Here is a 24,408-nt window from a genome sequence, read left to right as displayed (position 1 = left end):
AAAAAAACAAGACGATGGATAACAACGAAATTCTTGAACAAGTTAAAGCAAAAGCCCGGCAATGGCTTAATGGAGCCTACGATGCTGAAAGCAAAGCACAGGTAAAGGCCATGCTTGAAAATAACGATACCACCGAACTCATTGATTCTTTTTACAAGGATTTGGAATTTGGAACCGGCGGTTTGCGTGGAATCATGGGAACCGGATCGAACCGGATGAACAAATACACCGTTGGTGCTGCCACACAAGGGTTGTCGAATTACATTAACCGGGAATTTGCCAATTTGCCAGAGAAGAAAGTTGTTATTGGTCACGACTGCCGTAACAACAGTCGTTATTTTGCCGAAACAGCGGCAGCCATATTTTCGGCCAACGGCATTACGGCTTATCTATTCGAAGACTTACGTCCAACCCCCGAAATCTCATTTGCCATCAGGCATCTGGGCTGTCAAAGCGGAATCATTCTAACGGCATCGCATAACCCGAAAGAATACAACGGTTACAAAGCCTATTGGAATGATGGTGCTCAGGTCATTGCGCCACATGACAAAAACATCATTAATGAAGTCAACAAAATTACGGATGTCAAATCCATTAAATTTGAAGGCAATCCGGCGTTAATAAAAACACTGGGGACAGAAACCGACGAACTCTTCATCAATGAGGTGAAAAAAATATCGCTAAACCCCGATATCATCAAAAAGCAGCACGATCTGAAAATTGTTTTCTCGCCCATCCACGGAACAACCGTTAAAATTGTGCCTCAGGCGTTACACCAATTCGGCTTTACCAATATTATTAACGTACCCGAGCAGGATGTGGTAAGTGGTGATTTCCCGACAGTAATATCACCCAACCCGGAGGAGCCGGCAGCACTAAAAATGGCCATTGAAAAAGCAATTGCCACCGATGCCGAGCTGGTTGCTGCATCCGACCCCGATGGTGACCGGTTAGGTATTGCCATTCGTAATGACAAAAACCAGTTTATACTTGTTAACGGTAATCAAACAGCATTGTTAATTACGTGGTATATGTTAACTCAATGGAAAAAACTGGGTAAACTAACCGGCAAAGAATTTACGGTTAAAACAATCGTAACATCAGAGTTGATCAAGCAAATTGCGCTGAACAATAATATCGAGTGTTTTGATGTTTATACCGGCTTTAAATGGATTGCCGCTATAATACGTGAGCTGGAAGGCAAAAAGAAATATATTTGCGGCGGCGAAGAGAGTTACGGCTTTTTGCCCGGCGATTATGTCCGCGACAAAGACTCTGTGGGCGCCATCTGTATGATTGCCGAAGTAGCAGCCTGGGCCAAAGAAAACGGAAAATCACTATACCAACTGCTGCAAGATATTTATATTGAAAATGGTTTCTCGCAGGAGCGTCTCATTTCTGTGGTAAGAAAAGGCAAGAGCGGAGCCGATGAAATCAAAGCCATGATGGCTGACTTCAGAGCCAATCCGCCAAAGTCATTGGGTGGTTCAAATGTTTCGGTTGTAAAAGATTATGCCACTTTAACAGCAACCAATTTTCAAACCGGGAAAACAGAAAAGCTGAATCAACCAGAACCATCTAATGTGTTGCAATTCTTTACCGAAGATGGCTCAAAAGTTTCGGTACGCCCATCGGGCACTGAACCTAAAATTAAATTCTATTTCGAAGTAAAAGTAGATTTACCGTCACGCAACGAATTTGAGAAGTCAACCTCAGCAGCGCTGGCAAAAATTGATACAATTGTAGCCGACCTTAAATTAAATTAAGACCCGGTTGTAAGTCTAAGTTAACAAATGTCTTCTGAAAAGAATGACAGCCTTCACCCCCCGGACTCTGTCTGGGGGGTGATTTTTTTAGATCAAGCAAGAAAATACCATTTATGAATGAAATAAGCTACTCATAAAATGCCTTCGGAAAATTCACGAAATATAATCGCTCGGTAGCCCTTGTAACGGCCGTGTACAGCCAACGTACCATCTCACGCGACAAATATTCATCCGTAAAATAGCCCAAATCAATAAAAACAGCTTTCCATTGGCCACCCTGCGACTTGTGGCAAGTCATTGCATAAGCAAATTTCACCTGCAATGCATTATAAAAATCGTCTTCCCGCGCCTTTTCAAACTGCTGACGTTGTGGTTTCACATCCTGATAGTCTTCCAACACCTTTTGTAAGAACCCGGCCTGTTGTTGTTGCGTTAAACCAAGACCTTCGCTTTGAATACTATCAAGTATAATACGTACATCAATATCTACTTTACGGTAATCAACCAGTTCGCAGGTAATATCGGCAAAACGATAACCAAATAACTCGTAATGTCGTTTTACCCGGGTAACACGGGCAATATCGCCATTCGCAATAAAACTAACCTGCTTATCGTCTTTTAGCCAGTGATAATTATTTTTCATCACCAACAGATAATCACCATTTGTAAGTTCGTCTTCCCGATAAAGAACCGAATTACGGATACCCTGATTATACATATTGGCCCTTTTATTGGTGCGACATACAACCAATGTTTCCTCCAAACCAAAATTGTCGTAGCACCAATTTAGCTCTTCCATTAAATCGGCGCCCGATAGTTGTTTAACGTCATTTAGCCCGTCAACCTGAAGTTTGGGATAAAAGTCAATCTCTTCAAATTCGTCCAGGATACCACGTAAATAGGTGGCATTATCAAGAATTCCACTACCCATTTTTTGACGAACCACATCAGTCAATACAGCTTGCCAAAGTTCAACGTTATACCCCTCCAGATTAGCCGGTTCGAGAGCTGGACTAATGGCCAAACCAACGGGAGGTAACTGAGCCGTATCACCAATAAGTAACAAACGACAATTATTGGCTTCGTAAACAAACTGAATCAAATCATCGAGCACCCGACCAGAGCCAAACAAAGAGCCGCCTGCCGACTCATTTGATATCATGGAGGATTCATCTACAATAAAAATTGTGTCTTTATAAAAACTCTTATTAAGCTGAAAACCGCCAAATCCATCTTTTGACGATTGCTGGCGGTATATTTTTTTGTGAATTGTATAAGCCGGCTGCCCGACACTATTTCCCAAAACTTTAGCGGCACGTCCCGTAGGCGCCATCAATAAAGTCTTAATCCCCAGTCCATCAAGCGTTTTAACCACTGCACTCATCAGAGATGTTTTTCCGGTACCGGCATATCCTCGTAACAGAAACAAAGGCCGCTCCGAAACAGCACAAATAAAACCAGCTATTTGTTCAATAGCAAAAAGCTGTGAATTAGTTGGTTTAAAAGGCAAGTTATTTTGAATGTTTTGAAACAGGTTATCTTTTATCATTTTTCCGGTAATTATTTAAGCAAAAAAAAATGGATTGATTTTTTTTATATAAATTTGTGCATTGTTTCAAAAACTAAAATTCTAAAGCTCTAAAGATAATGAAAACAATTATTCAAGTCCTTCTGACCATTGCCATCATCGTGTTAGGCTATTTCTGCGTCGAAAGTATTAACAAACCGGTACGTTTCAAAAAAGAGTACCAACAAAGATCCGAAAAAGTAATCGAGCGTCTAAAAGACATTCGTTCAGCTCAGGTTGCCTTTAAAGCTGTTAACGGACGATACACAAGTAGTTTTGACACATTAAGCACATTTATAGCCAATGATTCTCTTCCTATGGTAAAAATGGAAGGAAGTTTGACTGATAGCATGATTGCCGCTGGCATGAATGAGTTGATGGCATTAAGAAAAGGGATTATACGAAGGGATACATCAAGAATAAGTGTGATGGATTCGCTATTTTCTCAGAAGCCCTGGATGCCTGATTCTATCGGCATTGTCCCATTTACCAACAATGCAAAATTTGAAATGGGTGTAGGCGTTATCGAAACAGCCTCAGGTGTTAATGTAATGGTTTTTGAAGCAAAAGTTCATAATAACGTATATCTAAATGGATTAGATCGGCAGGAAGTTATTAACATTAACGACAAACAAAGAAAAATGGAAAGATATCCGGGCCTTAAAGTTGGTTCATTGGAAGAAGCTAATAATAATGCCGGTAACTGGGAATAATTTTCCTCTCATGACTAATTTTTCAATTGTTGACGATTCATTTGATTACAACATAACATTATCCTATTTTTTATCCATCCGGATTACTCCGGATGGATTTTCTTTTTGTACGCTGGATCCGGTCAAAAACAAATTCATTCAGATTCAAAATATCATTTTTGATCCCTCTGGTGATCCTTTACAACAAGCAGAGTCGTGTTTTAAGACCATCGAAAAGCTTAATTTACCGTATAAAAAGACCTTAATACTGCTTCCCACCCAACATTCAACGCTGGTGCCTGCCGGTTTATACAATGATTCCAATAAGGAAACATGGATGCAATTTGTTCATTCATCACCTCAATCAGGCGGAACAACAAAAATTAACGAGGAGAGCGTTATTGTCAATTCTATAAAATTAGCTGATGCTGTCAACCTGTTTCACGTTAACAACAAATTGGCTTCATTAATGAAACGCCAGTTTCAGGAGCCTCAATTTTTTCATCAGCATACCCCTATTATAGAGAATCATTTATCAACCAATTTAACCGACGGCGATCGGCAATTAATGTTTATAAATTTGGAATATGGCTACTTTGACATTCTTATTTTTGGAAAGAATAACTTGAAGCTGTGTAATACTTTTAACATTAGCAACAGTAACGATTTTATATACTTCACACTATTTGTATTTGAACAGATGAAGCTTAACAGTTCAACAGTATCAGTTATAATAAGTGGTCATCATCCATCGTTCAAAGATATGGTTAACCATCTAAAAAAATATTTGAAGAACGTAAAATTAGCACAATTTCCGCATCAATTTCAATACAGTCATCTGTTCAGAGATATCGATGCTCCAGCTTATCATACATTACTAAGTCTTTCGGTATGCGTATAGTTAGTGGTTCACTAAAAGGGAGGCGTTTTTCGCCACCAAAAAACTTCAAAGCAAGACCAACAACCGATACAGCTCGGGAAGCGCTTTTCAATGTTCTGTCCCACTCCATGGATATTACGGATTTAAAAATTTTAGATCTGTTCTCCGGAACCGGAGCGATATCCTACGAATTTGCCTCAAGAGGTTGTTCAAATGTGACGAGCGTGGAAAAGAACTTTCATCACCAAAAGTTTATTCAGCAATGCATCAGTGAGCTCCATATGGAAGACGTGATTCATTCCGTAAAAGCCGATGTCTTTAGCTATTTAAATCATGCACCCAAAAAAACGTTCGATCTGGTATTTGCCGATCCTCCTTTTGAGATGAAAAATTTTGAAGAAGTTGCTGAAGCGGTAATAAAAGCAGACATTATTGTAAATGGCGGATTGTTTATATTGGAACATGGTCCGCAACGCGATTATTCAAGTCACACCGGCTTTGAACAAATACGAAGATACGGAAAAGTATGCTTTACCTTTTTTAGAATTTAGATTACGTTTTCAGATTATTGTAGTCCACACAAATAAAAGTCCAAGCGACGTGAGACTGTCAATACAGAATAGATTTTTGACGGCCAATATTGATTTTTTTAATACAAAAAAGCCTGATTTATATAACATAAATCAGGCTTTTTGCGGTTTGGACGGGACTCGAACCCGCGACCCTCGGCGTGACAGGCCGATATTCTAACCAACTGAACTACCAAACCAAAAAAATCAATAAATAAAATAATACATCCGGGCGGTTTGGACGGGACTCGAACCCGCGACCCTCGGCGTGACAGGCCGATATTCTAACCAACTGAACTACCAAACCAGTATGATGATTTTCTCTGTAGCCCTTTCTTTCAAAGGCGTTGCAAAGATAGTGCTTCTTTTTGTTTTTGCAATACCTGCCCCCTCATTTCATCGCTTTTTTTTGCTAATTTTTTAGTTTTAGCTTATTTGAGAAAAATAAAAAACCCGGAAGGAATAACCATCCGGGTCAGAACACTTTAATTATCTTTATTTAAGCTAATACTAATCTCTATAACATCGATAAATAAAAATTCTTATCAGTAGATTAATAAATTATGTTAAACTAATCAACGTAACGGTCTATTTTATTGAGTAAACCTGAAACCGTAATAATCTCCAGGTAGGTAGTGCCACCACCTATTCCGAAACTACCACCCAAATAGGCAACCAAATCATCGTCTTCGAGCACATTCTTTTTCTTAAGCTTAATAAGGGTATTGTGCATTATTTCACTTTTAGAGCTTCCTGGCTCGGTTAACCGGGGAAATACGCCATACGATAAAGCCAATTCACGACCAACACGCTTATTATAGCAAAGAGCCACAACGGGTAAATTACCCCTGAAAGCCGCCAGATAACGTGCCGTTTTACCGGTCAAACTATCGGTCAGAACCGTTTTAATGCACAATTCTTTGGAAGCTTTAACCGCGGTATCGGCCAAATAGGCAGTAATATCATGCTTAACAAGGTTTACAGGGATATCGTTACGGGAGTCTTTGGCAGCCTCAACTTCCTTGGCAATTTTAGACATTGTTTTAACCGCCTCAACGGGATAAGCACCATAAGCCGTCTCGCCACTGAGCATAATCGCATCCGTTCGATAATAAATAGCATTGGCCACATCGGTTACCTCAGCTCTGGTCGGACGCGGGTTTTTAATCATGCTATGGAGCATCTGTGTCGCTACAATCACCGGTTTTTTTGCCTCCACACACTTGCGGATTAGTTGACGCTGTACCAAAGGGATTTTTTCCTGAGGAATTTCAATCCCCAGGTCACCACGGGCAACCATTACACCATGTACTTGTTCCAATATTTCGTCAATATTCTCCACTCCTTCCTGATTCTCAATCTTAGCTATAATTTTTACAGCACTGTCCCGATCATCCAAAATTTTCTGAATTTCTTTAACGTCAGCGGCATTGCGCACGAAAGAGTGAGCGATAAAATCAATATCATTTTCAATGGCATAATTAATAAAATGAAAATCACGCTCCGTTAAAGAAGGCAAGTTAATACGCACACCAGGTACATTAACGCTTTTACGACTTCCCAACACACCATTATTCAACACACTACAGACCAATTCATTGCCTTTTTTCTCCTTTACCAATAAATCGATCTCGCCATCGTCAATTAAAAGATGACTGCCAACCGTGACATCGTCGGCCATCTTAAGATAAGAAACACAAATACACTCTTTAGTTGTTTGCTGGGTGGGCTCTCCAACCACTTTAACCACATCACCGGTATTAAGACTTATATTTTCCTCGCATACTGTGGTCCTAATTTCAGGACCTTTGGTGTCAATAAGCAAGGCAATCTTCTCCGATACTTGTCTTACATTGGTTACAATTTTATTCAACCCTTCAGTATCCAAATGCGCCGTATTCATTCGAACCACATTCATGCCCGCCTTGTAGAGTTCGCGGACAAACTCCACATCACAACGCTGGTCAGAAACCGTAGCGACAATTTTGGTATGTTTATTCATTTTCATGCGTAAATAATTTGTTTGTGTAGGTTGGAAGGAACTTCATGTGTGCTCTCTTCATTATATTTGTTTTATTTTGCAAACAGGATTATTTCTCCGTCCAAATTGAGTTTCAATTGTCGCATAAATCTTCCCATTTGTAATTGACTTCCATATTTAGTGTTTGCAAGAAAAGGCTGCCTTCTGCGTTATGCTGGTCAGCTAAATGGTCATTTACGGGTAGACTCACATTTTTCAAGGCTTCGAAAGCCTTGAATTTGAACATTTCTTATCAAACACTTGAGTTTTCTTACTGATGCCATTTAAGTTAATTCGCAAACAAAATGTTGGTAATCAAAAAAATCTGTTTTAAGAGACCGTTACCATGCCAAATTTCCTAAATTCAGCTTTGTATAATTTATCTTATCAAACAAATCATTTTAATAATAAAATAAATTTTAGATTAAATAGATAAGGAAAAAAATTACAAAATGTTCAAAAGGGCTTCCAGTGCCAGACGATATGAATCAAGTCCAAATCCCCCTATAATGCCATTAACCACTGGTGATAAAAATGAATGATGGCGATACGATTCACGTGTAAAAACATTGGACAAATGAACTTCAACCGCAGGAGACGAAACCGAACGTAAGGCATCTGCAATAGCCACCGACGTGTGAGTATAAGCACCGGCGTTGATAATAATACCATCACACTCCAATCCAAATTGCTGTATAATATCAATAATAGCCCCCTCGCTATTAGACTGATGGTAAATAATATCTACCTGTTTATAATTCTTCCGAAGTTCTACAAGGAAATCATCAAACGACCGGCTGCCGTATATCCCCGGTTCGCGAAGCCCCAGCATATTTAAGTTAGGGCCATTTATAATCAATATCTTCATAAGTAGATATTAGGTTTATTTGCACAAAAGTAAAACAACTGATTCAAATAAAAAAATAGGTTGTTGATTAAACTTTTACATAAAATAATTGCCTTTACATAAAAAAAAATGCAATTTTAGCAGCTTGTATTTTTTTGATCATATTATTATATTAGTTATAACGAAAACTGGTAGTTTTAAACGGGAAATAAAATAATACTATTATGAATTGGGAATCAGAAATTAGTGCATTTCGAAACTATCTGAAATTAGAAAAGGGGTTATCAGATAATTCGATACATGCATATGTTACAGATCTTTATAAGCTGGTTCAATTTTTACAAGATCAGGGATTAAGTTTAGGTCCCGACCAAGTAACACTTCAGCATCTAAAAGATTTAATGGGGTGGATCAATAACAGAGGAATAAGTCCAAGAACACAGGCCCGGATAATTAGTGGTATCAAATCATTTTATAAATTTTTATTAATAGAAGAGAAAGTAGAGAAAGATCCGACGGCACTTTTAGAGGCGCCCAAAGTGGGCCGTAAATTGCCCGAAATATTATCAGTTGAAGAAATTGATTTAATAATTAATGCGGTAGACACCCGTAAGCCTGAGGGTCAGCGCAATAAAGCAATATTAGAAACACTATACAGCTGTGGATTAAGAGTTTCTGAACTTATTGATCTTAAAATTTCTAATCTGTTTTTTGAATCTGGCTTTGTTAAAATTGAAGGAAAAGGTAGTAAAGAACGTTTGGTACCTATCAGCACCAAAGCCATCAAAGAAATTAATTTGTATTTGAGTGAATATCGGCGTGTTCTAAATATTCATCCCGACCATGAAGATGTTTTGTTTCTAAACCGACGTGGTAAAAAATTATCACGGGTTATGATCTTTACCATTATTAAAAATATTACCAATAAACTTAATATGGAAAAGAACATTAGTCCACATACTTTCCGTCACTCTTTTGCAACCCATTTGATTGATGGGGGTGCCAACCTTCGTGCTGTTCAGGAAATGCTTGGTCATGAGTCAATTATCACAACAGAAATTTACACCCATTTGGATAAGGAATATTTAAAAGATACCATCATTCACTATCATCCGCGGACATAAAATTTCAAATTGCAAGAATCTCAAAAACCGACTAAAGTCGGTTTTTTTTATTTTCAGAAATATATTTATGGCAACAATAAAACAAGCTTGAATAATCGTGATATCAACGAAATTAGAATGAATTTAAATCGTTTGATTATACAAAATTAAACCCTTTTTAACGCTCTAAAATTCGGTTAAAAACATTGGTTAGGTATCTTTGGGCGTTTGCATAGATTATTTCTTGCCGTGAACAAACATCCTAAATCAAGAATATAAAATGTGGTTATTAAACGATACGGTGATGACACTGGGTGGGACTTTCAAGAACAACTGAATCAGATTCTGCCCCAAGGAAAAGATACAAAAAGGTGTCTCACACCTTATTCAGAGGAATAATTAAATAGACCAAAACCAAACCCTACTAACAAATGTTAAAATTGAAATTCAATGGAGAAAAACATTAAAGAAATATTTCTTTAATGACTTTCTTTTATATATTTGCATCATTCAGGATGATGATAAAATTTATCTGGGAATAGCAATTGAATTAAAGACATAAATAGTTGAATAATAAATACAAACAATTAATTCTTATGGCAAATTTGGATTTAAGTAAGTACGGTATAACCGACGTAAAAGAAATCGTACACAATCCCTCGTACGAACAATTATTTGAAGATGAAACAAAACCAGGACTTGAAGGTTTTGAAAAAGGTCAGGTAACCGAACTGGGCGCAGTGAATGTTATGACAGGCATTTTCACCGGACGTTCACCCAAGGACAAATTCATCGTTAAAGACGACGTAACCAAAGATACGATCTGGTGGACCTCAGATCATGCAAAAAACGACAACAAACCGACCACACCAGAGGTTTGGAAAGAGTTGAAAGAGACAACCGTTAAACAACTTTCAGGCAAAAAACTGTATGTAGTTGACTCATATTGCGGTGCTAATGCCAACTCTCGTTTAAAAGTACGTTTTATTATGGAAGTAGCCTGGCAGGCTCATTTCGTAAAAAACATGTTCATCCGTCCTACCGAGGAAGAATTGGCAAATTACGGTGAACCTGATTTCGTATCATTGAACGCATCAAAAACCACCAATCCCAGATGGAAAGAACAAGGTTTGAACTCTGAAGTTTACACCGTTTTCAACCTGACAGAAAAAATGCACGTTGTTGGTGGTTCATGGTATGGTGGCGAAATGAAAAAAGGACTATTCGCCATGATGAACTATTACCTGCCATTAAATGGTATGGCAGCTATGCACTGTTCTGCCAACGTTGGTAAAGATGGTGATGTTGCTATTTTCTTTGGTTTGTCAGGTACTGGTAAAACAACTTTATCAACCGATCCAAAACGCAAATTGATTGGTGATGATGAGCATGGTTGGGACGATGAAGGCGTCTTTAACTTCGAAGGTGGTTGTTATGCAAAAACCATTCATTTGGATAAGGAATCAGAACCGGATATTTACGCTGCCATTAAACGCAATGCTTTGCTGGAAAATGTAACCGTAGATGAAAATGGTAAAATTGATTTCAATGATGGTTCAGTAACAGAAAACACTCGTGTTTCATATCCTATTTACCATATTGACAACATCGTTAAACCTGTGTCAAAAGCAGGACATGCTAAAAAAGTAATTTTCCTTACTGCTGATGCTTTTGGTGTAATGCCTCCCGTTTCAAAACTGACACCTGAACAAACTCAGTATCACTTTTTGTCAGGTTTCACCGCAAAGTTAGCCGGAACTGAGCGTGGCGTAACGACACCACAGCCTACATTCTCTGCTTGTTTTGGCGCTGCTTTCCTATCATTGCACCCCACAAAATATGGTGAAGAATTGGTGAAAAAAATGAACCAACACGGTGCTGAAGCTTACTTGGTTAACACGGGTTGGAATGGTACCGGCAAACGTATCTCCATTAAAGATACACGTGGTATTATTGACGCTATTCTTGATGGTTCAATCGAGAAAGCAGAAACCAAAATGATTCCTATTTTCAATTTGGAAGTACCTACCGCCTTACCTAATGTAGATCCTAAGATTTTGGATCCACGCGATACCTATAGCGATTCAAAAGAATGGGAAGAAAAAGCTATTGATTTGGCTGGCCGATTCATCAAAAACTTTGAAAAGTACACCGACAATGCAGAAGGTAAAGCCCTTGTTGCTGCCGGTCCTCAGTTATAATATAACGATTATAACCATATTAAAAAGTCTGCTTCGTGATGGAGCAGACTTTTTTTTAATAAATATTTAAAGCGGCTTATTCATTTTCAGATTTAAGGTAAAAAATCCATCAAAAAAAATCAAAAGCCTCATTCACAGCTTCACTCTCCTACTCTACCCATACAGGGTCTCTCACTATTACTATTGTAACTAAAAAAACGAATATCAGAAACGATTATTTCCCTTTTTTCAGTTTTTTCTTTTTCTCCAAAAACCGTTGATAATCTTCAGGCGTTGTTTTCCATCGTTCATGCATCCACACCCATTGGGTTGGGTTTTCATGTATAAAGCGGCTTATCACCCCTGCATAAATTCGTGTGTTTTCGTAAAGATCATGTTCTCTGTTACCGGTATCAATTAATTCCAATGACGGCAAAATTTTAAATAAATGTCGATTATTAGGCTGTCGAATCATAAACATGGGCACCACCGGCGATTTCGTATCCAGAGCCAACCTTGCGGCCCCAACAGGCGTAAAAGCCCGTTTTCCCAAGAAATCAACAAAAACACCTGGCGCCTGGGTATCCTGATCAACCATAATAATTAAACAATCGCCTTTGGTTAATGCCTCTATTAAGCGCGGATACGCCTTTCCTCGCCCAATATTCTTCATACCTCTTTTTTGACGAGCACCTACAATTAATTTGTCTATACGCGGATTTGGCATTGGCCGACTAAGGGCCGTTGTTTCATACCCCATTACGGGCGGCATTATAGCCGAAAACTCCCACGACCCAATATGACTCATTAAGCAAAGAACACCATTGCCTTTTGCATAAGCCGCTTTAAGATGCTCCTCTCCCTCAATATCAATAATTTTAGAAAAGTCGTTACGCGAAATATAATGCAGCGTTTGCACGTAGTCACCAAAATTTAAAGCCTGATTAATAAATACCTCTTTGGCCATTGCATATAATTCATCATTTGTTTTTTCACCGCCATAAATAAGAGATAAATTATTGATCGTTTTTAGTCGTTCCTTCTTCACCAACCGAAAAGCCAATGCTCCCAGACGACGATTAACTCTTAAAACAAAACTTCGGGGCACAAATCGCACTAATAAAATAAATAGACGTATAAAAAAAACAAGAATAGGATATTTGATACCACGCCTGATTTTTTTCCAGGAAATCTTCATGAGTATTATTTTTCTATTATCAAATTTAATTTTCTTAAACACTACAATTTACAAAAACAAGCCTAGCCGGACTTTTTCAGGATATTGGATAAAGCTTGTTCCAGCGCGGGAAATGAAAATCTAAAACCATCGGCCAGCAAACGATGCGGAATCACCTGTTGACCTTCCACCAATATCCCGGCGCCTTCACCAAAAATAAGATGTAACAACCAAAGAGGAATGCTAAATACAACCGGGCGATTGAGTACCTCACCCAAAGTCATAGCGAAAGTTTGGTTATCAACAATTTGAGGTGATACAGCATTATAAATGCCTTTCACCTCAGGCGTACGCATAGCCCAGACCAAGGCATTCACTACATCGGTGACATGAATCCAGGGAAACATCTGTTTTCCGGAACCAATTACGCCACCCAACCCGAGTCGAAAAGGCAGCAACATATGTTTCAAAGCGCCATTTTTAGAAGAAAGTACCACCCCAAAACGAAAAACAGCCAGGCGCACGCGTAAAGCATCCAGCTTAAAAGCCTCCTGTTCCCAGTATTGGCATACGTCTGATAAAAAATCATTGGCAAATTGAGATGAAAACTCATCATGAACATCAATATTATTATAGATACCAACTGCCGAAGATGATATAAAAACAGAAGGTGCCCGTTCCATCTTGTTAATAGCAACCACCAGCAATCGTGTCGTTTGAATCCTGCTGGATAAAATATCCTGCTTGCGACGAGGCGTCCAACGACCCAGAATTGGGGCGCCAGCCAGATTTACTACGACGTCAACAGACTCCAGACAACCCATTAAGTGGTGCAAGCCCTGTTGCAAATCCTTCCGACCAATAGGGACCAAAGTCCCGCCCAGAGAACGTATCTCGGCACCTAAATGTCTTCCTATTAACCCTGTAGCGCCACAGATTGCAACTTTCAAATTCATTGAATAATAATTTTCATAAAAACAACACTAGTTAGTGTTTGTCTATAAAGTCCAACTTCTGCGTTACGCTTGTCATAAAAACAGTCATTTACGAAAAGTTAGCTCCTTGATTTTTATGACTTCGCAAGCCTTGTATTTGAACTTTATATTTTAAACACTTAGTTTATGGACAAGCATTATTAAGTGTCGGCAAGGAAACGTCATTTCCTTCGCAACGCACGCTTTCAAAATAATTATTTACACCAGTATACTAATATTTATCGGGTTCGCAAGTCTTAAACTTGAACTTTTTCGATCAAATTCTCTACTTATGAACAAACACTATTTATCCCTTTCATCGCCTTCCGATAAACGTTTCTCAAGCTCATCGGACGATAAATTGTATTCACCGCGGCCATTGCGAAATAAAGAGATACGCCCCGTCTCTTCCGACACAACAATAGTGGTGGCGTCAGTGGCTTCGGTAATTCCCATAGCGGCCCGATGACGCAACCCCAAATGCTTGGGCAACTCCATATTTTGCGAGACAGGTAAAATACATCCTGCGGCTTTTATTTTACTCTGACTGATTATGACAGCCCCATCGTGTAAGGGACTATTTTTAAAAAAAATAGATTTAAGCAACTGCTTTGAAATAACAGCATTCAACAATTCTCCGGTCTGAACATAATCAACCAGTTCACTTTGACGCGTAATGACAATAAGGGCACCTGTGCGTGATTTGGAAAAATCTTCACAGGCCCGTATCAAAGGGCTGATATAAAAATTCATAATCCCGGGCGACTTGCTCTCAAACAATTTTTCAAACGAAAAGCGATGCGACAAATTATAACGACTTCCTATCATCAAAAGGAAACGCCTGATTTCCTGCTGAAACACAACAATAATTGCCAATACTCCAACATTCACAAAATTATCGAGAATGGTTGCCGACAATTGCATATTTAATGCCTTTATCATCAGCCACAAAACAATAAAAACAAATATGCCTATAAAAATATTAAGGGCCACCGTACCTTTTATCAGCTTATACAGCTTAAACATCAGGTAAGCCACCAAAACAATATCAATAATATCGATAAACCGAATATCGAGAAAAGTCATAGTAAATTCTTTAGTTATGCCTCTCTATTTTTTAATTGCGACCATAGCTTCACACACTCCACTGCTTCTTTCACATCGTGCACACGTAAAATGTCAGCCCCTTTTGATAAAGCAATGGTATTTAAAACGGATGTACCATTCAGGGCGCCTTCCGAATCGGTATTCAGCAATTTGTAAATCATTGATTTACGAGACAACCCGACCAGAATAGGCAATTGAAAATAACCCAGTTGATCCATTTCATCCAACAATTGAAAATTATGGTTGATCGTTTTTCCAAACCCGAATCCGGGATCTATAATAATATCCTTGACGCCCGCAGATCTAAGAATATCGACCCGACGCGCCAACGACAATGATACTTCGGCGGTTACATCCTTATAATAAGGTGCATTTTGCATATCCTGAGGTGTACCCTGCATGTGCATTAAAATATAAGGCACGTTTAACCTGGCCACCGTGTCAAACATCAGCGTATCCATTTCGCCGCCCGCAATATCGTTTATTATATCAGCTCCGCCATCGTTCACCGCCTTTTCAGCCACATCTGCCCGAAATGTATCAACCGAAATAACAATATCAGGAAAATGCTTGCGAACAAGCTGAACAGCAGGTACCAAACGAGACATTTCTTTTTCGGCCGAAATATACTCTGCTCCGGGACGGGAAGAAAAAGCGCCCAAATCAACCATATCGCCACCTTGCTTTAAAACTTCTTCAACACGCCGCATCACATCATCAAGACTCTTCATTCGGCTGGCCGGGTAAAACGAATCAGGCGTAACATTAACAATACCCATAACTCTAGGCGATGATAAATCCACCAGACGTCCCCTGCAATTAATATCTTTTTTCCTATTTAGAAAAGGTTCTATTTCATCTGCCGATAGTATCATAATCCTTTTAAATACATTGATCTCACAAATATAACCGAAAATGAACGATAATGAAGTGAAATATCTCAAACCTATAGCATAAAAAGCCCAGATATTGAATGTCTGACATCCACATATACGATACAGATATTTTAACAACCCGTTTTACAAAGAAAAGGAGGTATTCCAATAGCAACAACACTTACAACAAGTGTCTTAAATGTTAAAACAGCTGGTATTTAAAAAAATTTAACAATCAAATTTCTTCAAATTGTACAAAAATTGTTGTAGAGCCCCATAATTATTAAAAAAATTAAGGAGGATATTTTTATGAAAGTAAAAAAACTTGTTCAAAGCATGAAAATGCCGTTAATTATTGGGTTGATGATTTTAAATTCTTCGGCAGCATGGGCTGTTGACAACCTTATTCTTTACACTCCCAACACTAAAATATCAGTAGCGCCCGGAGCGACCATCGATTATACAATCGATGTCATCAACAAAAGTGAGGTTTTAAAAAATGAATCACTCGTAATCAGTCATTTACCACGAGGTTGGCGATACACCTTAAAATCGGGGGCCTACATTATTAATAACATAGCAGTATTACCAGGTGAAAAAAAGACGCTGAATCTGAAAATAGAAGTCCCCTTTCAGGTTAATAAAGGAGATCATTCATTTTACCTAAAAGCCAGCAGTACCAGTCTTCCATTGGTTGTCAGAATCACAGAAAAAGGATCGGACGAAACAGAGTTTACTACCACTCAAGCCAACATGCAGGGCAATAGCACCTCTACCTTTTCCTATAAAGCGACATTGCGCAATCGTACCGCCGAGACGCAACACTATGCTTTAATGGGCGATGCGCCGCGTGGCTGGTCGCTTACCTTTAAAGCCGACTATAAAGCCGTGACAGCCGTTGAAATGGAGCCCAACAGCACGAAGGAAGTCACCATAGAGCTCAAACCTTCGGCGCATGTCAGTGCCGGCACCTATAAAATTCCTGTCAGAGCTTTAACAGGCTCCACTTCCGCAAACCTAAAACTGGAAGCTGTTGTAACCGGTTCGTACGACATCGAACTTACCACCCCAGCAGGATTATTAAGCACAAAACTGACTGCCGGCAAAGAAAAGGAATTACAACTTATGATTCGTAATACCGGTTCTTCAGATTTGACCGATGTAGAGATGAAATCCTCTCTGCCTTCCAATTGGGAGATGGCCTTTAAACCGGCAAAAATTGACACCATTCGCCCTGGCTCTTCAGCCACTGTTAATGCGACACTGAAATCGCATAAAAATGCAATTCCAGGCGACTATATTGCTAAAATAGAATCCAAAACACCTGAAGCAACTTCAAAAGTATCTTACCGTGTCATGATAAAAACTCCTATGATTTGGGGATGGATAGGCGTCATTATTATTTTGGCAGCTCTGGCGGGTGTCTGGTATCTGTTCAGGAAATTTGGAAGGAGGTAAAATATGACAGATAACATTATCACATTAAAAAGACTTTCTAAAAAATACAAAGGCTTTACAGCTGTCGATCATTTGAATCTTGACATCCGTAAAGGTGAAATATTCGGATTATTGGGATCGAACGGTGCGGGAAAGTCCACCACCATACTGATGATGCTGGGCATGACAGAGCCCACTGAAGGTACGGCTGAAGTTTGCGGTTTAGACCCAACGCGTCAGCCGGTGGAAGTAAAACAACAAACCGGCTATCTGCCCGAAGATGTGGGTTTCTACGATGACCGAACAGGATTGGAAAACCTGATGTATACAGCACGCCTTAACAGTATACCTGATCGTGTGGCAAAAGAACGCGCATTGGAGCTCCTCGACCGTGTTGGGCTATCAAAAGCCACCGACCAAAAAACAGGCACTTATTCGCGAGGTATGCGTCAACGTTTAGGGTTAGCCGATGTACTCATCAAGGCGCCAAAAGTCGTTGTGCTGGATGAACCCACCTCCGGCATCGACCCACAGGGCGTAAAGGCTTTTTTGGAATTAATTGTTCGTCTCAGAGATGAAGAAGGTCTCACAGTCCTTTTTTCATCACACAATCTGAATCAAGTAGAACAAGTGTGCGATCGGGTGGGCATTTTTGTAAAAGGTCGATTAATGGCGACTGGTGATATAAAGAGTCTGTCACAGCAAATTTTTGGCAATGCAGGCCAGTCGCTGGATGCAATCTATAACCATTTTTTTGAAGGAGAATCAGACCATGAATAAAGTACTACCATTGACTCATAACAACATGGGAACCAAATGGATTTTCAGAAAAAGCAAAAAAGGAGATACGCTCAATCGGCATCCGTTATGGACTATGATTCAAAAAGAGATGTCAGATCAGATTCGAAGCTGGCGTTTCATAATACTGATAGGCATTATAGCACTCACATGCATGGGATCTATGTATGCCGCATTGACACAAATCGGCAAAGTCCCGGCAAAAGAACTGGCCAACGGTGCTTTCTTTTTTCTAAAACTGTTTACCCTTTCAGATGGCACACTGCCATCGTTCACGGTATTTATCGGGTTTCTGGGTCCCTTGCTGGGTATAGGCCTTGGTTTTGATGCCATCAATTCAGAATATAACCGTGGTACGCTGAGTCGAATCCTCAGCCAACCTATTTATCGCGATTATGTCATTAATTCCAAATTTATGGCATCGCTGGCCATCGTAAGTGCACTTCTGACGGCTTTGGTATTATTGGTTGTTGGCTGGGGACTGATAGCCATTGGTATTCCGCCAACACCCGACGAAATACTTCGCATCATTAGCTTTTTGATTATCAGCATATGCTTTGTGGCACTGTGGCTCAACCTGTCGTTGTTCTTTTCCATCAAATTCCGACAAGCATCAACATCAGCGCTGGCAGGGTTATCCATCTGGTTATTTTTCAGCATCTTTTATAACATGATTGTCAATTTGTTGGCCAAAGGACTGGCACCTAAAAGACTATTCAGTGAAGCACAGGCTGTCGCTTTTAAAAATTTCATACTAAACCTGATGCGTATCAACCCCATTTATCTGTTTAATGAAGCCACAGACATACTGCTGATCCCAACCGTTCGCAGTACCGGTGCATTAACGATGGAACAGGTGCAGGGCACTTTACCAACACCTTTACCAATTGGTCAGAGTTTGCTGATGGTATGGCCTCAGGTTACCGGGTTAATAGCAGGAAGTATTGTTTTATTTGCGCTTGGTTATTATACCTTCATGCGACGAGAAGTCAGGTCCAGGTAATATCGATCACTGCTGCAATCAATCAAAAAGACAGGAAACAAAAAATGTTTTCTGTCTTTTTTCATATTGAACTTTTCTTAAAAGAGTTAAAATCACTCATTCAAATAATTAACCAATCGTTGACGGTCAACAATTTTCACCATTTTCCCATTCACCTCAAGAACACGTGCATTATGCATTTCGCGCAGTGCCCGGCTCAAAGAAGGTCGCGCTACACCAAACAAATTAGCCAACACCGAATGAGGGACCGGCAATACTACCCATTCATTTACCTGATTCAGGTTTAAAATATAATTGGCCAGTTTGCTTTTAATACTTCTAAACGATAAAAACGACAACTTATCAGACAAAAATTGAGCCCGGTTAGAGACGGCATTTAGATAGTTAACTAAGAAACGGACATTTTGCTGCATCATGGTTAATACCAACTCACGTGAAATAACAGCCATCAGCGTCGGCTCATTGGTTGTTATAGAAACCGGATAATAATTTTTGGCTCCAAATAAAAATGCGACCGCCAAAGGACGTCCAGGGCTAATATCTTCAATCTTTAGGATTTTACCTGAGGCGTCAAGCATCTCTCCCCGTACCGAACCTTTCAGCACCACTTGAAGCGAACGGCAAATTTCTCCCGCCGTCACCAAAATTTGTTCAGCGGGATATTCCTTCGTCATTATCGAGTTATTCTGAAGTAATTCGATTAAATCAGACGCCTCAATACCCCTAAAAAGAAGCGTATGCTTCAGTAATTCTATGGTATCAGTCATACTAATTCAGTATATCCATTTACGCTGATGAACAATGTCAGCAAAAGAAAAATTTCGTTACGATCTCTCGAAAAATAGTTATTTACATCAGGAAACTCACATTTTTCAATCATCGCAAGCCTTAAAAATGCAGCTTCCTAGTCTGCTGCCAAAGTTTCTGGCAGTATTGGCGAATATCATCTTCTATTAAAAGCAACAGATATCACCAACTTGTTTAATAGATGCATAATATAAGATTCACATAGATGAACTAATCATCCATATATCCGAACTTTTGATTCATATATTCTTCATTAAAATGTAATAAATTTGCAGCATTGAAAGTCAAATATCCTCATTAAAAAAAGACAACTCTACTGAAAAGCACCTGGTTTTCAGCTGTATAATATCAGTCTAAGAATATTACTGATTTCGTTACTTTCATAAATATTTACACACAACTAAAAAACAACACAATGACCAACTTACAAAAAACAATCACCAGCATTGTGGCATTTTTTCTCCTCATTCCCGGATTGCTAAAATTTAGCGATCCTTTTAAGACAATGTTTACGATTCAGATAGAAAAAAGTGGACTTCCTTTTCCACACCTAAGTTTTATAATTGATCAGTCGAGTGAAATTTTAACCGGGATATTACTCTATAGCCTTTTATATTTCTGGAAAAAATTCCCTCCAAATTTAGGCAACCAGCTTTTCTACATCGGTTATATCATGGTTTTTCCAATCATGGTGTTAGCCATATATATACACCTACATCCCAATGTCCCTGCAAGTCTATTGCCATTTGAAAGTAAACTTCCCCTTTTATCTTTAACTCTACTGATTCTATCCGGTTTAAACCTTTATTTACAACAAATAAAAGGTACAGAACCAAACCAGCCTTTGAGAGTTAAACAAAGTGGATCTGATTAAGTCAAATAGCTATACCATTTTTATCTAAACGCCTGACATAATAGGCAAGTAATGTACTATCTATTCCTACAAAATTCAAATCAACGGAAAAATGGTTAATAGATCTTACAGGTCCTCTCACCCTTTAAAACTTCCAGAGCATTCATATTCAAGGCTTCCATTTCATCCTCGCCAGGGTATATTGTGATTTTGCCAAAACAGTTAATATGCTCACGTATAAAGCCCACAACCATTTTATTTTGAGCCATTCCTCCGGTTAAAATAATGCCATCGACCTCGCCTTTGAGAACGGCCCATTGAGCGCCAACCGCTTTAGCCACCTGATACGCCATGGCATATAAAATCAGACGTGCTTTTTCGTTACCCGCATTGGCCCATTCGGCCACAATATGAGCCTGATTCGTTCCCAGATGAGCCACAAGGCCCCCTTTCCCGGTAATCATAGCTTTCACCTCTTCGATGGTATATTTACCGCTGTAGCAAACATCAATCAGTCGGCCAGCCGGTACCGTACCAGCTCTCTCCGGCGCAAAAGGACCAAAGCCATCTAATGCATTATTAACATCAATAATTCGCCCTTTACGATGAGCACCTACCGAAATACCGCCCCCCAAATGTGCTACAATTAAATTCAACGCCTCGTAGGGCTGTTCAATGGAAGCCGCGAACTTACGAGCCACCGCTTTTTGATTTAATGCATGAAACTTCGATTCGCGAGGCATCAGTGGATGCCCCGTTATACGGGCCACCTCTTCCAATTCATCAACGACTACCGGATCGGCAATAAAAGCACGACAGCCATCTATTCCTTTGGCAATATCATGAGCAATCAAACCTCCCAAATTACTGGCATGCTGTCCCATTATGCCGTTAATTAAATCGGTTCGTAAAGCGTCATTCACCTCATAAACCCCCGATTCAATGGGACGAACCAACCCCCCACGACCGATTACACCTTTTAATTCATTAATATCAATATCAGCCGTTTCCAATTCTTTTAGTATCGCCTCTCGACGAAATTCAAACTGAGAGGGAATATTCTTAAATTGATCAATCTCTTGCGAAAAATGCCTTAACGTTTTTAATAACAAAACTTTGCTATCCTCATAAACAGCGATTTTAGTTGATGTGGAACCTGGGTTTATGACTAAAACTTTCAACATAGAGTATATTTATTTAAAGTTTGAATTTGGATATTTCACAATTATTACGATAAGGTTTGCACAAATGCAAAATTTCAAACATAGCTTACCATGCCTTTATTTATACAATAATAGGAATATTATTCTTGACCACATGCCATCAACAACCAATAACCAGATTCAACTTTTTCGTTACGTTTGCTTTTAAAATGATTATTTTAAGCATAAGAATAATTCATTAGCTGGACTTCTCTTGCAAGCACTAACTATAATTGAAATTAAAAAAAGAGTAAAACTTACCCTAAAGCTGCCATCAGAATGCTGTAATACTTACTATCATCCGAATCGGAGCGTGAGGTCACTACAATAGGTGCGGCAGCTCCAAGTACCAATGAAGCGACCTTAGCCTTAGCGAACCATACCAGGCTTTTGTAAAGCACATTACCCACTTCAATATCAGGCATTAAAAGAATATCAGTATCGCCTGCCACCTCGCTTTTAATACCTTTATTCAGGGCACTTTTAGTACTTATAGCATTATCAAACGCCAGTGGCCCATCAACAATACAGTTAACAATCTGATCGCGCTGGTTCATTTTACTTAACAGGGCCGCGTCAAGCGTGGCCTGCATATTTTCGTTAACCATTTCAATGGCCCCTAGCACAGCCACTTTTGGTCTTTCAATTCCAATTTTATTAAAATACGCAACCGAATTATTAATAATTGCAATTTTATCTTTCAGTGACGGGGCAATATTCATAGCCACATCTGTGACGCCAATCAACTTATGATAAGTGTCAACCTCGAAAATCGACAGATGCGAAAGAAGGTGTCCAGAACGCAACCCCCACTCTTTATTGAGCACCGCTTTCAGAATAACCGGAGTTGCCACCTTACCTTTCATGAGAATATCGGCCCGTCCATCGTGAACCATACGAACGGCAAGCTCGACAGCACGATCAGGCACAGGCTCATCAATAAAACTGGCACCGTAAAAATTAAGTCCCAACTCTTTGGCCATTTCAGCCGTATCTTTCTCCGAACCAATTAAAACCGGCTCGATAATTCCATTCGTAAAAGCTTTATGAACAGCTTCGAGCGAATAGCGATCGTGCGATACTGCCAAAGCCAACCGTTTGCGGGGCTTAGACGTATCAATTAATTTTTGTAACTCGTCAAGTTTCTTAAACATTCAGTATAAAATAAAAGCCGGTGGCTGTAACAATTGTAAAACAAATATACAACTGTTACGGTAACCGGCTTGTTCAATCGCCGCAGAACTTTAATAAAGTTCTGTTATTTTTTGATTAAACCTTCAACTATTTGCATGGTATCCTGTGCAATCACAAACTCCTCGTCGGTTGGAACAACCATAACGCTAACTTTTGCATCATCAACGCTGATTACTTGTTCCTCGCCTCTTAAATTTTCATTTTTAGAAGCATCCACCTCTACACCAATAAACTGAAGTCCTTCGCAGACATCAATACGTGTTTGAGTGTCGTTTTCGCCAATACCACCGGTAAAAATCAAGACATCAACGCCTCCCATAGCAGCCGCATAGCTACCGATGTACTTACGAATCCGATACGAATACATTTTCATGGCCATAATAGCCATTTCATCTCCTTTTTTAACAGCGTCTTCTACCTCGCGCATATCAGAAGAGATACCTGTTACGCCAAGCATTCCACTCTGTTTATTAAACAGCACACTGGCCGAACGAGTCCCAATTACTTCCTTATCCATAATATAAGTTGCTGCGCCCACATCTAAATCACCACAACGGGTTCCCATCATCAACCCTTCCACCGGCGTAAAACCCATGGATGTATCAATAGACTGGCCATTTTTTATGGCTGTAATTGAAGCACCATTACCCAGATGGCAGGAAATGATACGTTGCTTAGAATAGTCTACGCCCAAAATTTCACAAGCTCGTTGTGAAACATAACGGTGACTGGTACCATGAAAACCATAACGACGCACGCCATATTTTTTATACAAAGAATAAGGGATGGCATACATATATGCATGCATAGGCATCGTTTGATGAAAAGCCGTATCGAAAACAGCCACCTGAGGGACATGAGGCAATAAGTCAGTTATAGCCTTGATACCCTTAAGGTTTGGAGGATTATGAAGTGGTGCCAGGTCGATACATTCTTCCATCTTGGAAATTACCTCGTCGGTAATAAACACACTGGAGTTAAAAGCTTCACCACCATGTACAACACGATGGCCCACTGCGTCAATATCTTCCAGGTCGGTAATACAACCGTGTTTATCACTGGTTAAAACCCCCAGGATATAATCAATACCTGTTTCGTGATCAAGTATTTCACCTTCGAGCAACACCTTTTCGCCCGATTCTTTCGTGTGCTTAAGAAAGGATCCTTTCAGCCCGATTTTTTCAATACCACCCTTCGCCGTCACATGCGATGATTGGCCATTCATATCGAAAAGCTGATATTTTATGGAAGAACTGCCACAATTTAGAACCAATATTTTCATCCGTAAATAATTTGTTTATTAAAATCGGATCAAATGCTACGTCTGCAATTTTATCGATATTCGCATTTTTTACAA

Annotated in this window: 21 protein-coding genes and 2 tRNA genes; 10 read left to right on the top strand and 13 right to left on the bottom strand. The window is 39.4% G+C overall.

What is annotated here, in order from left to right; translation table 11 throughout:
- Positions 1–14 precede the first annotated feature (14 nt).
- Positions 15–1,766, top strand: a complete 1,752-nt coding sequence (locus tag ACT3CD_RS05690; RefSeq protein ID WP_444643770.1) for a phospho-sugar mutase — start codon at positions 15–17, stop codon at positions 1,764–1,766.
- A 127-nt stretch (positions 1,767–1,893) separates the two neighbouring features.
- On the opposite strand, the gene ACT3CD_RS05685 is transcribed toward ACT3CD_RS05690, so the two are convergent.
- Entirely contained in the window at positions 1,894–3,315 is a 1,422-nt protein-coding gene (locus tag ACT3CD_RS05685; RefSeq protein ID WP_444643768.1) for an ATP-dependent DNA helicase, read from the bottom strand.
- A gap of 98 nt (positions 3,316–3,413) precedes the next feature.
- Between ACT3CD_RS05685 and ACT3CD_RS05680 the strand changes: the two genes are divergently transcribed.
- From ACT3CD_RS05680 to ACT3CD_RS05670, 3 genes are read left to right on the top strand one after another with little or no spacing between them, the layout of a single operon-like run.
- Positions 3,414–4,046: a hypothetical protein gene (locus ACT3CD_RS05680; RefSeq protein WP_444643766.1), complete on the top strand. Its 633-nt coding sequence runs from the start codon at positions 3,414–3,416 to the stop codon at positions 4,044–4,046.
- Between the two features lie 10 nt (positions 4,047–4,056).
- Entirely contained in the window at positions 4,057–4,926 is an 870-nt protein-coding gene (locus ACT3CD_RS05675) for a DUF3822 family protein (protein ID WP_444643764.1), read from the top strand.
- Entirely contained in the window at positions 4,917–5,456 is a 540-nt protein-coding gene (locus ACT3CD_RS05670) for an RsmD family RNA methyltransferase (RefSeq protein ID WP_444643763.1), read from the top strand. The genes ACT3CD_RS05675 and ACT3CD_RS05670 overlap by 10 nt, the downstream gene beginning before the upstream one ends.
- 144 nt (positions 5,457–5,600) lie before the next feature.
- Here the strand turns inward: ACT3CD_RS05670 and ACT3CD_RS05665 are convergent.
- From ACT3CD_RS05665 to aroQ, 4 genes are all read right to left on the bottom strand, one after another.
- Positions 5,601–5,674 (bottom strand) — tRNA-Asp (locus ACT3CD_RS05665).
- A gap of 33 nt (positions 5,675–5,707) precedes the next feature.
- Positions 5,708–5,781 (bottom strand) — tRNA-Asp (locus ACT3CD_RS05660).
- 264 nt (positions 5,782–6,045) lie between these two features.
- Complete coding sequence (gene pyk, locus ACT3CD_RS05655; protein WP_444643761.1) at positions 6,046–7,482, bottom strand: pyruvate kinase; 1,437 nt, start codon at positions 7,480–7,482, stop codon at positions 6,046–6,048.
- A 457-nt stretch (positions 7,483–7,939) separates the two neighbouring features.
- Positions 7,940–8,362 carry a type II 3-dehydroquinate dehydratase gene (gene aroQ, locus ACT3CD_RS05650; RefSeq protein ID WP_444643760.1) on the bottom strand — a complete coding sequence of 141 codons (423 nt, stop codon included), beginning with the start codon at positions 8,360–8,362 and terminating at the stop codon, positions 7,940–7,942.
- Positions 8,363–8,565: 203 nt separating this feature from the next.
- Here aroQ and xerD point away from each other — a divergent pair, with 203 nt between their 5' ends.
- Both xerD and pckA read left to right on the top strand, forming a co-directional pair.
- Entirely contained in the window at positions 8,566–9,465 is a 900-nt protein-coding gene (gene xerD, locus ACT3CD_RS05645; protein WP_444643758.1) for a site-specific tyrosine recombinase XerD, read from the top strand.
- A 575-nt stretch (positions 9,466–10,040) separates the two neighbouring features.
- Entirely contained in the window at positions 10,041–11,645 is a 1,605-nt protein-coding gene (gene pckA / locus ACT3CD_RS05640; protein WP_444643756.1) for a phosphoenolpyruvate carboxykinase (ATP), read from the top strand.
- A gap of 214 nt (positions 11,646–11,859) precedes the next feature.
- Here the strand turns inward: pckA and ACT3CD_RS05635 are convergent, their stop codons facing one another.
- The 4 genes from ACT3CD_RS05635 to folP form a co-directional block, all read right to left on the bottom strand.
- Complete coding sequence (locus tag ACT3CD_RS05635; protein ID WP_444643755.1) at positions 11,860–12,822, bottom strand: lysophospholipid acyltransferase family protein; 963 nt, start codon at positions 12,820–12,822, stop codon at positions 11,860–11,862.
- 62 nt (positions 12,823–12,884) lie between these two features.
- Positions 12,885–13,757 (bottom strand): TIGR01777 family oxidoreductase, encoded by an 873-nt coding sequence (locus tag ACT3CD_RS05630; RefSeq protein WP_444643753.1) that lies wholly within the window; start codon positions 13,755–13,757, stop codon positions 12,885–12,887.
- A 321-nt stretch (positions 13,758–14,078) separates the two neighbouring features.
- A complete protein-coding gene (gene cdaA, locus ACT3CD_RS05625) occupies positions 14,079–14,861 on the bottom strand; it encodes a diadenylate cyclase CdaA (RefSeq protein WP_444643751.1) in 783 nt (260 codons plus the stop codon).
- Positions 14,862–14,875: 14 nt separating this feature from the next.
- A complete protein-coding gene (gene folP, locus ACT3CD_RS05620) occupies positions 14,876–15,757 on the bottom strand; it encodes a dihydropteroate synthase (protein WP_444643749.1) in 882 nt (293 codons plus the stop codon).
- A gap of 336 nt (positions 15,758–16,093) precedes the next feature.
- Here folP and ACT3CD_RS05615 point away from each other — a divergent pair, with 336 nt between their 5' ends.
- From ACT3CD_RS05615 to ACT3CD_RS05605, 3 genes are read left to right on the top strand one after another with little or no spacing between them, the layout of a single operon-like run.
- Entirely contained in the window at positions 16,094–17,215 is a 1,122-nt protein-coding gene (locus ACT3CD_RS05615) for a COG1470 family protein (protein ID WP_444643747.1), read from the top strand.
- A gap of 3 nt (positions 17,216–17,218) precedes the next feature.
- Positions 17,219–17,974 (top strand): ABC transporter ATP-binding protein, encoded by a 756-nt coding sequence (locus tag ACT3CD_RS05610; protein WP_444643745.1) that lies wholly within the window; start codon positions 17,219–17,221, stop codon positions 17,972–17,974.
- A complete protein-coding gene (locus ACT3CD_RS05605; RefSeq protein ID WP_444643743.1) occupies positions 17,967–18,995 on the top strand; it encodes an ABC transporter permease in 1,029 nt (342 codons plus the stop codon). The genes ACT3CD_RS05610 and ACT3CD_RS05605 overlap by 8 nt, the downstream gene beginning before the upstream one ends.
- A gap of 92 nt (positions 18,996–19,087) precedes the next feature.
- Here ACT3CD_RS05605 and ACT3CD_RS05600 read toward each other — a convergent pair whose 3' ends face one another.
- Positions 19,088–19,762 (bottom strand): Crp/Fnr family transcriptional regulator, encoded by a 675-nt coding sequence (locus ACT3CD_RS05600; RefSeq protein ID WP_444643741.1) that lies wholly within the window; start codon positions 19,760–19,762, stop codon positions 19,088–19,090.
- A gap of 455 nt (positions 19,763–20,217) precedes the next feature.
- Here ACT3CD_RS05600 and ACT3CD_RS05595 point away from each other — a divergent pair, with 455 nt between their 5' ends.
- Complete coding sequence (locus ACT3CD_RS05595) at positions 20,218–20,676, top strand: hypothetical protein (RefSeq protein ID WP_444643739.1); 459 nt, start codon at positions 20,218–20,220, stop codon at positions 20,674–20,676.
- Positions 20,677–20,771: 95 nt separating this feature from the next.
- Here ACT3CD_RS05595 and buk read toward each other — a convergent pair whose 3' ends face one another.
- From buk to ACT3CD_RS05580, 3 genes are all read right to left on the bottom strand, one after another.
- Positions 20,772–21,839: a butyrate kinase gene (buk, locus tag ACT3CD_RS05590; RefSeq protein ID WP_444643738.1), complete on the bottom strand. Its 1,068-nt coding sequence runs from the start codon at positions 21,837–21,839 to the stop codon at positions 20,772–20,774.
- Positions 21,840–22,114: 275 nt separating this feature from the next.
- A complete protein-coding gene (locus ACT3CD_RS05585; RefSeq protein WP_444643736.1) occupies positions 22,115–23,011 on the bottom strand; it encodes a bifunctional enoyl-CoA hydratase/phosphate acetyltransferase in 897 nt (298 codons plus the stop codon).
- A gap of 104 nt (positions 23,012–23,115) precedes the next feature.
- Positions 23,116–24,333 (bottom strand): acetate/propionate family kinase, encoded by a 1,218-nt coding sequence (locus tag ACT3CD_RS05580; RefSeq protein ID WP_444643734.1) that lies wholly within the window; start codon positions 24,331–24,333, stop codon positions 23,116–23,118.
- Positions 24,334–24,408: the final 75 nt, after the last annotated feature.

Origin of the sequence: Geofilum sp. OHC36d9 (genome assembly GCF_052400685.1) — a bacterium.
Taxonomy (GTDB): Bacteria; Bacteroidota; Bacteroidia; order Bacteroidales; family Marinilabiliaceae; genus CAZHHH01.
Note: the sequence above shows the minus strand (reverse complement) of the source record. Positions and strands in the feature narration are given on the sequence as shown.